The organism is Burkholderia cepacia, from assembly GCF_001718835.1.
In the GTDB taxonomy this organism is placed as follows: domain Bacteria; phylum Pseudomonadota; class Gammaproteobacteria; order Burkholderiales; family Burkholderiaceae; genus Burkholderia; species Burkholderia cepacia_F.
Genome location: NZ_CP013443.1, coordinates 2,479,100 through 2,492,733, shown reverse-complemented (window position 1 = coordinate 2,492,733; position 13,634 = coordinate 2,479,100). Strand labels below are relative to the sequence as shown.

The 13,634-nt window shown below is 67.0% G+C and carries 16 protein-coding genes and 1 pseudogene; 11 read left to right on the top strand and 6 right to left on the bottom strand.

Features of this window, described 5'->3' with window-relative positions; all coding sequences use genetic code 11:
- The first annotated feature begins 81 nt into the window (after positions 1 to 81).
- A complete protein-coding gene (gene ftsB, locus WT26_RS14735; protein WP_069273158.1) occupies positions 82 to 507 on the top strand; it encodes a cell division protein FtsB in 426 nt (141 codons plus the stop codon).
- Positions 508 to 599: 92 nt separating this feature from the next.
- Here ftsB and WT26_RS14730 read toward each other — a convergent pair whose 3' ends face one another.
- The 3 genes from WT26_RS14730 to WT26_RS14720 all read right to left on the bottom strand — a co-directional run bounded on the left by WT26_RS14730 (position 600) and on the right by WT26_RS14720 (position 2,551).
- Positions 600 to 947, bottom strand: coding sequence for a hypothetical protein (locus WT26_RS14730; RefSeq protein ID WP_069273157.1), 348 nt, complete (start codon positions 945 to 947; stop codon positions 600 to 602).
- A 103-nt stretch (positions 948 to 1,050) separates the two neighbouring features.
- On the bottom strand, positions 1,051 to 2,001 hold the full coding sequence (gene hslO / locus WT26_RS14725; RefSeq protein WP_069273156.1) for an Hsp33 family molecular chaperone HslO: 951 nt from the start codon (positions 1,999 to 2,001) through the stop codon (positions 1,051 to 1,053).
- A gap of 25 nt (positions 2,002 to 2,026) precedes the next feature.
- Positions 2,027 to 2,551, bottom strand: coding sequence for a gamma carbonic anhydrase family protein (locus WT26_RS14720; RefSeq protein ID WP_069273155.1), 525 nt, complete (start codon positions 2,549 to 2,551; stop codon positions 2,027 to 2,029).
- A 185-nt stretch (positions 2,552 to 2,736) separates the two neighbouring features.
- On the opposite strand from WT26_RS14720, the gene WT26_RS14715 reads away from it, so the two are divergent.
- The 10 genes from WT26_RS14715 (at position 2,737) to WT26_RS14670 (ending at position 11,787) form a co-directional block, all read left to right on the top strand.
- Positions 2,737 to 3,600: a ferritin-like domain-containing protein gene (locus WT26_RS14715; protein ID WP_196774773.1), complete on the top strand. Its 864-nt coding sequence runs from the start codon at positions 2,737 to 2,739 to the stop codon at positions 3,598 to 3,600.
- Positions 3,601 to 3,731: 131 nt separating this feature from the next.
- Positions 3,732 to 4,622, top strand: a complete 891-nt coding sequence (locus WT26_RS14710; protein ID WP_069273154.1) for an alpha/beta fold hydrolase — start codon at positions 3,732 to 3,734, stop codon at positions 4,620 to 4,622.
- A gap of 95 nt (positions 4,623 to 4,717) precedes the next feature.
- Complete coding sequence (locus tag WT26_RS14705; RefSeq protein WP_069273153.1) at positions 4,718 to 5,548, top strand: 3',5'-nucleoside bisphosphate phosphatase; 831 nt, start codon at positions 4,718 to 4,720, stop codon at positions 5,546 to 5,548.
- A gap of 73 nt (positions 5,549 to 5,621) precedes the next feature.
- The gene (locus WT26_RS14700) at positions 5,622 to 6,254 is read left to right on the top strand and encodes an L-threonylcarbamoyladenylate synthase (protein WP_069273152.1); all 633 of its coding nucleotides are present in this window, start codon (positions 5,622 to 5,624) and stop codon (positions 6,252 to 6,254) included.
- A 54-nt stretch (positions 6,255 to 6,308) separates the two neighbouring features.
- Positions 6,309 to 6,971, top strand: a complete 663-nt coding sequence (locus WT26_RS14695; RefSeq protein WP_021157698.1) for a site-2 protease family protein — start codon at positions 6,309 to 6,311, stop codon at positions 6,969 to 6,971.
- An 8-nt stretch (positions 6,972 to 6,979) separates the two neighbouring features.
- Positions 6,980 to 8,182 (top strand): tryptophan--tRNA ligase, encoded by a 1,203-nt coding sequence (locus WT26_RS14690; RefSeq protein ID WP_069273151.1) that lies wholly within the window; start codon positions 6,980 to 6,982, stop codon positions 8,180 to 8,182.
- An 8-nt stretch (positions 8,183 to 8,190) separates the two neighbouring features.
- The gene (locus WT26_RS14685; RefSeq protein WP_059532103.1) at positions 8,191 to 8,793 is read left to right on the top strand and encodes a class I SAM-dependent methyltransferase; all 603 of its coding nucleotides are present in this window, start codon (positions 8,191 to 8,193) and stop codon (positions 8,791 to 8,793) included.
- A gap of 50 nt (positions 8,794 to 8,843) precedes the next feature.
- Positions 8,844 to 9,749, top strand: coding sequence for a 4-hydroxy-tetrahydrodipicolinate synthase (gene dapA / locus WT26_RS14680; protein WP_021162674.1), 906 nt, complete (start codon positions 8,844 to 8,846; stop codon positions 9,747 to 9,749).
- Positions 9,750 to 9,860: 111 nt separating this feature from the next.
- Entirely contained in the window at positions 9,861 to 11,006 is a 1,146-nt protein-coding gene (gene bamC / locus WT26_RS14675) for an outer membrane protein assembly factor BamC (protein WP_059662897.1), read from the top strand.
- A gap of 4 nt (positions 11,007 to 11,010) precedes the next feature.
- The gene (locus WT26_RS14670) at positions 11,011 to 11,787 is read left to right on the top strand and encodes an MBL fold metallo-hydrolase (protein ID WP_059532108.1); all 777 of its coding nucleotides are present in this window, start codon (positions 11,011 to 11,013) and stop codon (positions 11,785 to 11,787) included.
- A 112-nt stretch (positions 11,788 to 11,899) separates the two neighbouring features.
- Here the strand turns inward: WT26_RS14670 and WT26_RS37330 are convergent, their stop codons facing one another.
- From WT26_RS37330 to WT26_RS14665, 3 genes and pseudogenes are all read right to left on the bottom strand, one after another.
- Complete coding sequence (locus WT26_RS37330) at positions 11,900 to 12,163, bottom strand: hypothetical protein (RefSeq protein ID WP_041493100.1); 264 nt, start codon at positions 12,161 to 12,163, stop codon at positions 11,900 to 11,902.
- A pseudogene (locus tag WT26_RS38925) lies at positions 12,093 to 12,337 on the bottom strand (hypothetical protein). The gene WT26_RS37330 and the pseudogene WT26_RS38925 overlap by 71 nt, the downstream one beginning before the upstream one ends.
- Positions 12,338 to 12,393: 56 nt before the next feature.
- Complete coding sequence (locus tag WT26_RS14665) at positions 12,394 to 13,614, bottom strand: cupin domain-containing protein (protein WP_069273150.1); 1,221 nt, start codon at positions 13,612 to 13,614, stop codon at positions 12,394 to 12,396.
- Positions 13,615 to 13,634 lie beyond the last annotated feature (20 nt).

The window sequence follows — 13,634 nt, the reverse complement described above, 5'->3', positions numbered from 1 at the left end:
CGCGCTACTATCGGGTTCGTCATATCGACGCCGCTCTGTGCATGTGCGCGGAGCGGCGCTTCTTATATCTGCGTCTCTTACATGCGGCTTGTCACTGTCGTCCTGATTGCCTTGCTGGCGCTCATTCAGTACCCCCTATGGTGGGGACACGGCGGCTGGCTGCGGGTGCATGAATTGCGTCAGCAGCTCGACGACCAGCTGCAGAAGAATGCGGACGAGAAGCTGCGCAACGAGCGTACCGCCGGCGAAGTGCAGGATCTGCAGAGCGGCACCGCGGCCATCGAGGAGCGCGCGCGCTACGAGATGGGCATGGTGAAGGACGGCGAGGTATTCGTGCAGTTCGTGTCGCCGAATGCACCGGCCGCGCCGCTGAACAACACGCCGTCGAATACGTCGACGCGCGGCGCCGTGTCCGCGGCGCCGGTGCGCGTCGTGCCGAATCCGCAGTCGATCGCGAAGCCGTCTCGGCATCATGGCGGCGACAAGGGGAAGCAGCCTCATCACTGATTGCGGTGATGCGAGCCTGTTGAAAGAGCGCGGCCAATTCAATGCCGCGCTTTTTTATTTCCTGCCGATCAGCAATCGAGCCGTTGAAGGGCTTACCACCACCATCCCGGGTAGCCGTAGCTGATACCCGTGCCCCAGCCGTGCCCCCACCCGCCGCCGTAGTAACCGCCATAGTACGTGACGGGCGGCGGCGTGTAGTACGACCACGCGCGAATCGCGGCTTCGGTCGCGATCGCGTCGTCCTGTTCGCGCAGCACCTGCTGGTCGATCTCGTCATAGCGCTTGCGTTCGGCAGGCGTCAACGTCACCGGCTGGCCGGACGCGCGTTGTTCGGGCAGGCGGCTCAGGATCGTGGAGGCCGGCTGCACCGCGCAACCGGCGAGGACGAGCAGGGCGGCTGCGGCGCTCGTCAGCAACAGGGGGCGAAACAGGCGATTCATGTCCTTCTCCAGCAGCGCGCCGGCGACCGGCGGCGGGGGGCACGCGCTCGACGCTCGTGCGTCATTATGCGCCCGCGCGCCGGCGGGTGCGTGCTCGTGCGGCTCAGTGACGTTGCTCGGCGGCAGGCGTCACGCCGCTCGCGAGTTCGGGCGCGGCAAACAGCTGCGCGACGTCGACCGGATCGAATTCATAGCGCTGATTGCAGAACTCGCAATGGATCTCGACGTGGCCACGCTCGACGATCACGCTGTCGACTTCTTCGCGGCCGAGCATGCGCAGCATCGCACCGACCTTCTCGCGCGAGCACGAGCACTGGAAGCGTGTGCCGGCCGGCTCGAAGTGCTGCACGTTTTCCTGCCAGAACAGCCGGCGGAACACGACTTCGGGTTCGACCTCGAGCAGTTCCTTGGCGGACAGCGTGCCGCCGAGCGTGCAGACGCGTTCCCACGTATCGGTATCGGTTTCGGCGTTGCGCGGCACGATGCCGCCGTCGCCCGGCAGCTTCTGCAGCAGCATGCCGACCGCGCGGTCGCGATCGGCCGCGAGCCACATCCGCGTGTCGAGCTGCTCCGAGTGATGCATGTAGTGCTCGAGTACCTGCGAGACGGATTCGAGCGGGCCGTCGACGCCGTTCAGCGGCACGATGCCCTGGTACGGCTGCTGGCCCGGCAACTTGTCGGCCGGGTCGAGCGTGATCACGCAACGGCCGTGACCGCTTGCATTGACGAGCGATGCGAAGCTCGTATCGTCGCCGATCGTCTGGGCGGCGTCGCCGGCGAACTTCGCGGTGGCCCGCATCGACAGATCCGAACCGCACTGGACGACCAGCATCTGGACCGGCCCGTCGCCGAAGATCTGCATGATCAGGGTGCCGTTGAATTTCAGGTTCGCGGACAGCAGCGCGCACGCGGCCATCATCTCGCCGAGCACCGTGCGCACGGGGGCCGGGTAGTCGCGGCGGGAGAGCACTTCCTGCCACGTATTGCGCAGCGAAACGATCTCGCCGCGCACGGGCGCCGCATTGAACATGAATTTCTGTAACTGGTCGCTCACTCTTCTTCCTTGAAATCCGTGCGAATCACCCGATCCGCACGAGTTGCTCCTTGAAATGCGCACGCCGCTCGACGTACGTCTTCGCGTTCGTGCGCAGCCGCGCGACGTCTTCCGCCGTCAGCTCGCGCACGACTTTCGCCGGTGCGCCGAGAATCAGCGAATTGTCCGGGAACGTCTTGCCTTCCGTCACGACCGCGCCGGCACCAACCAGACAGTTGCGGCCGATCACCGCTCCATTCAAGACCACCGCCTGAATCCCGACCAGCGACCCTTCGCCGATCGTGCAGCCGTGCAGCATCGCCTGGTGCCCGATCGTCACGTTGTCGGCAATCATCAGCGGAAAGCCCGGGTCCGTGTGCAGGACCGCACCTTCCTGGACGTTGCTGCCCGCGCCGACGGTAATCGTCTCGTTGTCGCCGCGAATCGTCGCGCCGAACCAGACGCTCGCGTTCTCCTCGAGCACGACCTTGCCGATGATGGCCGCCGTATCGGCGACGAATACGCTTTCGTGGATCGTCGGGGCCGTATCGCCCAGCTTGTAGATCGTCACATTGTCTCCTTTGTCGATCGGCCCCGGCGCTTGAGCGCCGAGTCCGGTTTCATGCAAGGCGGTATCGTTCGGCAGGCGTCGGTAGAATGACGCGTTTCGCGCCGCGCCTGTCGCAGCAGTACAAGCGCGTATTGTAAACGGTTGCGCGCGGCGGCTCCCGACGCGCATTCAACGGTGCCCCGGTCATGAACATGGTGCGTTCTTCATCCGTCGATTCCGACGCGTCGACCTGCGTGCGCCGCGCCGCGCTCGACGCCCTGCGCACGCCCGAGCCCGCCGCGAAGGCTGCCCGGGTGCACACGCTGTACGACGCGCTGCTGGCCGGGCGGGCGGCGATCGCCCCGTCGCTCGTCCTGCCGGAGCCGGCCGACCTGCCCGGGCGCCCGGCGCGCCCGCCGCTCGTCGAGCCGCGCCAGCTCGAGCGCCGCAGCATGCGTTCGCCCGAAGGGCGCGCCGTGCTGCTGCACGCGCTTGCCCATATCGAGTTCAATGCGATCAACCTGGCGCTCGATGCGGTGTGGCGCTTTGGCGGCCAGCCGGACGCGTTCTACTCGGACTGGCTGAAGGTCGCCGCTGAAGAGGCGTATCACTTTTCGTTGCTGGCCGGCCGGCTCGCCGAATTCGGCCATGCGTATGGCGATTTTCCCGCGCACAACGGCCTCTGGGAAATGTGCGAGCGAACCAAGGGCGACGTGCTTGCGCGCATGGCGCTCGTGCCGCGTACGCTCGAGGCCCGTGGGCTCGACGCGTCGCCGCCGATCCGCGCGCGGCTCGTCCAGGCGGGCGACGATGCGTCGGCCGCGATCCTCGACGTGATCCTGCGCGACGAAATCGGCCATGTCGCGATCGGCAACCGCTGGTTCCGGCATCTGTGCGACGAAGCCGGCCGCGATCCCGTACCGACCTACCGGCAGCTCGCCGAGCAATACCATGCGCCGCGGTTGCGTGGCCCGTTCAATTTCGATGCGCGCCGCAGCGCCGGCTTCGAGCCCGCCGAGCTGGACGCGCTCGCGGCGCAGGACGACGCCGCGACGCGGGAAGGAGCCTGATCGACGGCATTACCCGTCAGGCAGGGCGGCGGCGCCTAGAGGAGTGCCTCGACACGCGTGACGATCGCGGCACGCGCCTGCGCGGCGGCGTCGTTATAATCGAACGACCATTCTTTTTTTGAGCGGCTGCAATGAGTGCCTCGAGTTCTGTTTCCGATTTCGTCACGGTGCGCGGCGTCCAGCTGCATGTCCGGCGCTGGGGCCGGCCCGATGCGCCGACGCTGTTCATGCTGCACGGCTGGATGGACGTCGCGGCGTCGTTCCAGTTCGTCGTCGATGCGCTCGCGGGCGACTGGCAGGTGATCGCGCCCGATGCGCGCGGCTTCGGGCTGTCCGACTGGCCGGTCGCGCGGCAGGGCGGCGGCCACTACTGGTTCCACGAATACCTGGGCGACCTCGATGCGCTCGTCGACCACTACGCGCCGGCCGGCGAAGTCAACCTGGTCGGGCACAGCATGGGTGCGAACGTCGTGTGCCTGTATGCGGGTGCGCGGCCGGAGCGCGTGCGGCGCGTGGTCGATCTGGAGGGTTTCGGGCTCGCGCCCGCGCGGGCCGAGCAGGCGCCGCGCCGGCTGCGCGGCTGGCTCGACGGCCTGCGCGAGCCGTCGGCGCTGAAGCCCTACGCGTCACTCGACGACGTGGCGGCGCGCCTGACCAGGACCAATCCGCGGCTGGACCCGCGCCGCGCCGCGTTCCTTGCCGCGCACTGGTCGAAGCGCGGCGACGACGGCCTCTACCACCTGCTGGCCGACCCCGCGCACAAGATGCCGGGCCCGCTGCTGTACCGGCTCGACGAAGTGATGGCGACCTGGGCGCAGGTGCGCGCGAAGGTGCTGCACGTCGAGGCCGTCAACTCGCCGACGCTCGCCTATCTGGCCGGCGGCATCCCGCTGCCGGAATTCAAGGCGCGTTTCAATGCGTTCCCCGATTGGCGCGAGAAGCTCGTCGAGGATGCCGGCCACATGGTGCATCACGACCAGCCCGAGCAGATCGCGGCGCTGATCGAGGCGTTCTGCGCGTAGCGTTCGCGGCCGGCGCGCAGCGGGGCGGAAAGGGGGAGGGGCGGCGGCGGAATGCCGCGTTGCAGTAGAATGAAGCCTTACCTGCCATGCCGACAATGAACGCCGATCTCCACTGCCATTCGAATGTTTCCGACGGGTTGCTGTCGCCTGCCGACGTCGCGCGCCGCGCCCATGCCGGCGGCGTGACCCTGTGGGCGTTGACCGACCACGACGAAATCGGCGGCCAGGCGGCGGCGCGCGGCGAAGCGGAAGCGCTCGGCATGCGCTACCTGAGTGGCGTCGAGATTTCGGTCACGTGGGCGTCGCGCACCGTGCACATCGTCGGCCTGAACGTCGATCCGGCAAATCCGGTGCTCGTCGACGGCCTGTATCGCACGCGCCATGGCCGCGCGGCGCGCGCCGTGGCGATCGGCGCGCAGCTTGCCACGCTCGGCATTCCCGGTGCATACGAAGGCGCGCTGAAGTACGTATCGAATCCCGACCTGATCTCGCGCACGCATTTCGCCCGGTTTCTCGTCGAGAACGGCCACGCCGAATCGACGTCCGACGTATTCGATCGCCTGCTCGGCGACGGCAAGCCCGGGTTCGTCCCGCACCGTTGGGCGACGCTGCCCGACGCCGTGCAGTGGATCCGCGGCGCGGGCGGCGAGGCGGTCATCGCGCATCCGGGCCGTTATCGCTATGCGCCCGTCGAATTCGACGCGTTTTTCGGCGAGTTCATCGATCTGGGCGGCCGCGCGATCGAGGTCGTGACGGGCAGCCACACGCCCGACCAGTACCGCGAATACGCGGACGTCGCACGCCGCTTCGGCTTCGAGGCATCGCGCGGCTCGGATTTTCATGCGCCAGGCGAGGGCCGTGTCGAGCTCGGCAGCCTGCCGCCGCTGCCGCCCGACCTGACACCGGTCTGGGAGCGCTGGCTCTGACGCCCCCGGCGGGCCGGCCGCGCGCGTCGCCGCTGCGGCGCGCCCCCCGTTCATTCCCTCTTTATCCATCCCCATGTCCCAGTTCTTCAGGATTCATCCGGACAATCCGCAGCCGCGCCTGATCAAGCAGGCCGTGGAGATCGTCAGCAAGGGCGGCGTGATCGCGATGCCGACCGATTCGAGCTATGCGCTCGCGTGCCATCTCGACGACAAGGACGCGGTCGAGCGGGTGCGCCGGATTCGCGGCCTCGACGAGAAGCAGCACCTGTCGCTGCTCGTGCGCGACCTGTCGGAGCTCGCCAACTTCGCGATGGTCGACAACCGCCAGTACCGCCAGATCAAGTCGGTGACGCCCGGCCCGTACGTGTTCATCCTGCAGGCGACCAAGGAAGTGCCGCGCCGGCTGTCGCATCCGTCGCGCAAGACGATCGGGTTGCGCGTGCCCGATCACGCGATCACGCTCGCGTTGCTGGAATCGCTCGGCCAGCCGCTGCTCGGCACGACGCTGATCCTGCCGCCGGACGACGAGCCGCTCAACGATCCCGAAGACATTCGTGCGCGGCTCGAGAAACAGGTCGATCTCGTGATCGACGGCGGCGCGTGCCCGCGCGAGCCGTCGACGGTGATCGACCTCACCGGCGACGAGCCCGAGCTCGTGCGCGCGGGGCGCGGCGCGCTCGAGCCGTTCGGGCTGACGGCGGCGTGAACCCGCGCCGTTCCTTCCGTGTCCGTGCGATTGCGCTTGTTACAATAACGCGATATGGATGCTTCCCTGATACAGACCATCGCCGTCTACGCGCTGCCCGTGATCTTCGCGATCACGCTGCACGAGGCCGCGCACGGCTACGCCGCCCGCCTGCTCGGCGACAACACCGCCTACATGATGGGGCGCGTATCGTTCAACCCGATGCGCCACATCGATCCGCTCGGCACGATCGCGATCCCGCTCGCGATGTATTTCCTGACGGGCGGCGCGTTCCTGTTCGGCTATGCGAAGCCGGTGCCGGTGTCGTTCGGCAACCTGCGCGATCCGCGCTGGGGCAGCTTGTGGGTATCGCTCGCGGGGCCGGCCTGCAACTTCGTTCAGGCGCTGATCTGGGGCGTGCTGACGCTCGTGCTGCCGGCCGTCGGCATCGACGAGCCGTTCTTCACGCGGATGGCGTTTGCCGGCGTCAGCGCGAACCTCGTGCTGGGCGTGCTGAACCTGTTTCCGCTGCCGCCGCTCGACGGCGGCCGCATCCTGGCGGCGCTGCTGCCGACGAAGCAATCGATCGCGCTGTCGCGCATCGAGCCGTACGGTTTCATCATCGTCCTCGTGCTGGTCGCGACGGGCGTGCTGACGAACTTCTGGCTGCGCCCGCTCGTCAACGTCGGCTACGCCGTCCTGAGCGCTATCCTCTCCCCATTCGCCTCGCTTTTCTAACGACAATCATGTTCCCTGAACGTATTTTCTCCGGCATGCGACCCACCGGGTCGCTGCACCTCGGTCATTACCATGGCGTGCTGAAAAACTGGGTGAAGCTGCAGTCCGAGTACCCGTGCTTTTTCTGCGTCGTCGACTGGCATGCGCTGACGACGCACTACGAGACTCCCGAGGTCATCGAGAAGAACGTGTGGGACGTGCTGATCGACTGGCTTGCGTCCGGCATCGATCCGGCCCAGGCGACGCTGTTCATCCAGAGCAAGGTGCCCGAGCATGCCGAACTCGCGCTGCTGCTCGGCATGAGCACGCCGCTCGGCTGGCTCGAGCGCGTGCCGACCTACAAGGAGCAGATGGAGAAGCTGAAGGACAAGGATCTGTCGACCTACGGCTTCCTCGGCTACCCGGTGCTGATGGCGGCCGACATCCTGCTGTATCGCGGCTCGCTCGTGCCGGTCGGTGAAGACCAGGTGCCGCACGTCGAGATGACGCGCGAGATCGCGCGCCGCTTCAACTACCTGTATGGCCGCGAGCCGGGTTTCGAGGAGAAGGCGCTCGACGCCGCGAAGAAACTCGGCGGCAAGCGCGCGAAGCTCTATCACGAGCTGCGCAACGCTTACCAGCAGGAGGGCGACGACGAGGCGCTCGAACAGGCGCGCGCGATGCTGCAGGAATCGCAGAGCCTGTCGATGAGCGACCGCGAGCGCCTGTTCGGTTATCTCGAAGGCGCGCGCAAGATCATCCTCGTCGAGCCGCAGGCGCTCCTCACCGAAGCATCGCGGATGCCGGGTCTCGACGGGCAGAAGATGTCCAAGTCGTACGGCAACACGATCGGCCTGCGTGAAGACGTCGAGACGATCACGAAGAAGGTCCGCACGATGCCGACCGATCCCGCGCGCGTGCGCCGCACCGATCCGGGCGATCCGGACAAGTGCCCGGTGTGGCAGCTGCACCAGGTCTATACGGACGAAGCGACGCACGACTGGGTGCAGAAGGGTTGTCGTTCGGCGGGCATCGGCTGCCTCGATTGCAAGCAGCCGGTCGTCGAAGGCATCCTGCGCGAGCAGCAGCCGATGCTCGAGCGTGCGCAGAAGTACATGGACGATCCGTCGCTGTTGCGCGCGATCGTCGCGGACGGTTGCGACAAGGCGCGCAAGTACGCGACGGAAACGATGCGCGACGTGCGCGACGCGATGGGCCTGTCGTACAACTGATCAGCCGCATGAGCGCATCCGTCATCGCCGCCGCGGGCGGCCACGTCGCCCAGGCCGAGCCGTCGCGCTGGGTCGCGCAATGGTCGCGGCTCGTGCCGGCAGGCGGCGCGGTGCTGGATGTCGCCGCGGGCGGCGGCCGTCATGCGCGCTGGTTCGCGTCGCACGGGCACCCGGTCGTCGCACTCGACCGCGACCCGGTCGCGCTGGCCGCGTTGCGAGCGATTCCGGGCGTCGACGCCCGTGACGCCGATCTCGAAGGCGCGCCGTGGCCACTGCCGGCCGGCGAGCCGTTTTCGGCGGTGATCGTCACCCATTATCTGCATCGCCCGCTCTGGCCCCATCTGCTCGATGCGGTGGCGCCGGGCGGCGTGCTCATCTACGAAACCTTCGCGCAAGGAAACGAATCGGTCGGTAAACCGTCCAACCCCGCGTTCCTGCTCGCCCCGGGCGAGCTGCTAGACGCCGTGCACGGCCGCCTGCGGGTGGTTGCGTACGAGGACGGGTTCGTCGCCGCGCCGCGCGAGGCGTTCGTCCAGCGTCTCTGCGCAGTACGCGAGGGCGCGACCCCGAAGGCGGGGGCGGGAATTCCACGTTACGAACTGCCCGGCTAATCCGCTACAATCTCAACGTTTACCGGTACATAATCTCTCAATCGCGTTTCATGGCTAACGGCACCCAAGACGGCATTCAAATCCGCGGCAGCATCCCCGCGATCGTCACCCCGATGCTCGAAGACGGCAGTCTCGACCTGCCGGCGTTTCGCAAACTGATCGACTGGCATATCGCGGAAGGCACCGATGCGCTCGTCGTGGTCGGTACGAGCGGCGAGTCGGCAACGCTCAACGTCGAAGAGCACATCCTGATGATCCGCACGGCGGTCGAGCATGCGGCGAAACGCATCCCGATCATCGCGGGCGCGGGCGGCAACTCGACCGCCGAGGCGATCGAGCTGACGAAGCACGCGAAGGCTGTCGGCGCGGACGCGACGCTGCAGGTCGTGCCGTACTACAACAAGCCGACGCAGGAAGGCATGTACCGTCACTTCAAGACGATCGCCGAAGCGGTCGACCTGCCGGTGATCCTGTACAACGTGCCGGGCCGCACGGTCGCGGACATGGCGAACGAGACGATGCTGCGCCTCGCGGAAGTCCCGGGCATCATCGGCGTGAAGGAAGCGACCGGCAACATCGATCGCGCCGCGCACCTGATCAAGGCCGCACCGAAGCATTTCGCGATCTACAGCGGCGACGATCCGACGGCGATCGCGCTGATGCTGCTCGGCGGCCACGGCAACATCTCGGTCACGGCGAACGTCGCACCGCGTGCGATGAGCGAACTGTGCCGCGCGGCGCTGGCCGGCGACGTACAAACGGCCCGCGAACTGCACATGAAGCTGCTGTCGCTGCACAAGAACCTGTTCATCGAGGCGAACCCGATTCCGGTGAAGTGGGCGCTGCAGGCGATGGGCAAGATGCAGGGCGGCATCCGGCTGCCGCTCACGGCGCTCGACGAGCGTTGCCACGATGCCGTGCGTTCGGCCCTCGTCGAGGCCGGCGTTCTCGCCTGATGCCAGGGCGGCCGCGTCCTGCGGCCGCCGGCTCGCACCCTGATCAACCCGCACCGGCCGGCTCCGTCCGGCGCCGCTCCTGACGAGCGTTCTAGCAAGACGAAGGATTTCATGAAACGTTTCGCCTTTTCCTCTCGCGCCATCCAGATGTCGGTGGTGGCGCTGGCGCTGGGCGCGCTCGCCGGCTGCGATACGCTGAACGACTATCTGGCCCCCGACCGGGTCAACTACAAGAACACCGGTTCGGCGCCGCCGCTCGCGGTGCCGAGCGACCTGAAGCCGGTACCGACGACGCAGCAGTTCGTCGCGCCGCCGAGCAACGCCGGCCTCGGCACGCTGCCGCCGCGGGTCACGACCCAGGCCGGCAACGCCACCGACGGCATCCCGAGCGCGCAGGATCCGCTCGGCATGCACATCGAGCGCGACGGCGACCGCCGCTGGCTCGTCGTCGACGGCCGGACGCCCGAGCAGCTGTGGCCGATCCTGAAGGAGTTCTGGCAGGAGAACGGTTTCTCGCTGAAGACCGATGCACCGTCGACGGGCATCATGGCCACCGACTGGGCCGAAAACCGTGCGAACATTCCCGACGACTGGTTCCGCCGCACGATCGGCAAGGTCATCGATTTCGCCTACTCGTCCGGCACGCGCGACCGCTTCCGTACGCTCGTGAACCGCACGTCGGACGGCAACACCGACATCTCGATCACACACAGCGCGATGGAGGAAATGATGGTCGGCCCGCAGGGCGGCACGTCGTCGCGCTGGGAGGAGCGTCCGCGCAACCCGGTGCTGGAAGCCGTGTTCCTGTCGAAGCTGATGCAGAAGTTCGGCCTGACCGATGCGCAGGCAAAGCAGCTGCTGACCGATGCACGCCCCGCGACGGCGCCGGCGCAGGTCAGCGACACGAGCAACGGCGCGGCGACGCTGCAGCTGGCCGAGTCGTTCGACCGTGCGTGGCTGCGAGTGGGCCTGGCGCTCGACCGGACCAACTTCACGGTCGACAATCGCGACCGCGAGAAGGGCGTGTACACCGTGCGCTATGCGAATTCGATGGAAGAGCTGAAGCGTGACGGCCTGTTCGGCAAGCTGTTCTACGGCGGCCCGGCGGCCGCGAAGCCGGGCAAGGAATTCCTGGTCAACGTGCGTGCGCAAGGCAACGGCGGCACGCAGGTCGCGGTGATCGGCGCAAACGGCCAGGTCGACAACTCGTCGGACGCGCAGCGGATCATTTCGCTGCTCCACGCGCAGCTGAACTGAGCGCGTGCGATTCGCCAGCCTCGGAAGCGGCAGCGAAGGCAACGCGCTGGTCGTCGAGGCCTCGAGCGGCACGACGACCACCCGCGTGCTGCTCGACTGCGGCTTTTCCGCCAAGGAGGTCGAGCGTCGGCTCGGCCGTCTGAATCTCTGCATCGGCGATCTCGATGCGATCCTGATTACCCACGAACACAGCGACCACGTCGGTAGTGCGCTGACGCTCGCCCGCCGGGCGTCGCTGCCGCTCTACATGAGCTGGGGCACCGCGCGCGCGGTCGGCGCGGACGAGGCCGACGTCGACCTCCACGTGCTGTGGGGCGACGAGACGGCCGCGATACGCGATCTGGCCGTGATGCCCTATACGGTCCCTCACGACGCACGCGAGCCGCTCCAGTTCGTCTTTATGGACGGCTGCAGCCGGCTCGGCGTGCTGACGGACGTCGGCATGGCCACGCCGCACATCACGGCCGTCCTGAGCGGCTGTGACGCGCTGGTGCTCGAATCCAACCACGACACCGCGATGCTGGCCGCGAGCCGCTATCCGCAGTCGCTGAAGGCACGCATCGGCGGCAACCACGGCCACCTGAGCAACGACGCGGCGGCGGACATCCTCGCGTCGCTCGAGCGCAGCCGCCTCCGGCACTTGGTCGGGGCGCACCTGAGCCAGCAGAACAACCTGCCGGAACTGGTCCGCCAGGCGTTTGGCGGCGTACTGGGGACGAACGGGGAGGACGTGATCGTGGCCACGCAGGACACGGGCTTCGACTGGCTGGCGCTCGGGTGAGCGGGGCAGCGCCGCTGTGGCGGCCCGATACGACTGCCGGGCGACAGGCGCGAAAACGGCAGACGTAAAAAAACCGGCCCTCGGGCCGGTTTTTTTCAGCTGACGCTGAGGCTTACTGGCTTGCGCCCGAAGCCGGAGCAGCCGTCGCTGCCGAAGCAGCCGACGCCACTGCAGCAGCAGCATCGCTCGCAGCAGCCGTTGCCGACGAAGCAGCAGCCGAAGCGTCGCTCGCAGCACCAGCAACTGCCGAAGCAGCCGTCGAAGCAGCAGCAGCCGCGTCGCTTGCAGCCGACGAAGCAGCTTGATCAGCGCTCTTGTTGCAAGCAGCCAGTGCAACAGCAGCCAACAGGGAAGCTACGAGGAGGGATTTCTTCATGATCACGTCCTTTTATGGTTAAAGTAAGCAACAGCGCGAAACAATACCGGTAATGTGCTCCAACACCGACCTGGGCCGCTGGTGGAGATGCACTTCTAGAGCGTGAATCTTCCCTACGGCTTGGGCGGAAATTATATGCACTTTCCTATCGACCGTCGACAAATGCGGGGTCAATACGTTGTCTTTCCCATACAGAATTTGATCCGTACGGGCATACGGGGCGACTCACACTAATTCCGGTTTCCGACCCGTATCCAGCCCGCACGATACCACTCGTGCAATAAAGCTGTCATTGAGGGAGCCCGGGATAGTGTTACAAACCGTTTCGCCTCCATCTGGCGTTGATTGGCCAGTTCGGGCAGCCATTCGCTGGTCTGCCCGAGCGATCCTTCCTCGCCATTAATGAAGTACGAGCGCGCGTTATACATCAATGCGGCCCTTCTGTCGAGACACACGCCGCGACGTGACGCTTGCGTGACGAACGCGGCCTCGGACAACGGGCGCGCGGGCGGGTCGAAAACGACGTTCGGTTTGGGCTCGCTCAGGTAGCAGCCGAGAAACGCTGCGACGTCGCGCTTGCGCCAGCGAATCGCGTCGACGATCTCGGCAACGCGCTCGACCATCGCCGGAGGCAGTTGCGCGGGCGTGTCGACGGCCGGCTGCTTCGGGTCGCGGTAGAGGTCGTCGCCGCCCCCGTCCCGCAGGCCGCCACGCTCCGCGAGATAGTACAGGAACTGGGCGCCCAGTTCGCCTGCGGACGGAGCCCGGAAGCCGATCGAGCAGGTCATGCATTCGCCTTCGGCCACGCCGTCGTGCGCGATGTGCGGCGGCAGGTACAGCATGTCGCCGGGTTCCAGCACCCATTCGTCGCTCGGCTCGAAGTTTTCGAGGATCTTCAGCGGCACGTCCGGCTGCAGCGACAGGTCCTTCTGCGCGCCGACGCGCCAGCGGCGCCGGCCCTCGACCTGCAGCAGGAAGACGTCGTATGAATCGAAATGCGGGCCCACGCCGCCGCCGTCCGTCGCGTACGAGATCATCAGGTCGTCCAGCCGCGCGTCGGGGATGAAGCGGAAGCGGTCGAGCAGCGCGCGCGCCGCGTCGACGTGCAGGTCGAGCCCCTGTACGAGCAGGGTCCAGGCCTTGCGCGTGACGGCCGGCAGCGAGCCCGGTTCGAACGGGCCGTGAGTCAGTTGCCACTTGTTACGAAAATGGGTGATCAGTCGCGATTCCGCGTCATAGTCCATGGCGAGCTCGAACAGCGCGTCGCGCGAGACCGGCGACGCGACGCCGGGGATCGCCTGGCGGATCAGGAGCGGCTTCTTCTGCCAGTAGCCGCGCATGAATTGCGTCGGCGTAAGACCGCCGAGCAGCGGCGTGGGAAGATCGGAAGGCGGCGCGCCGAGCGGGGCGGCAGCGGCATCCCGCGGTTCGGCTTGAGACCGGTTGCGCATCGTATAATGAGACTTGTATT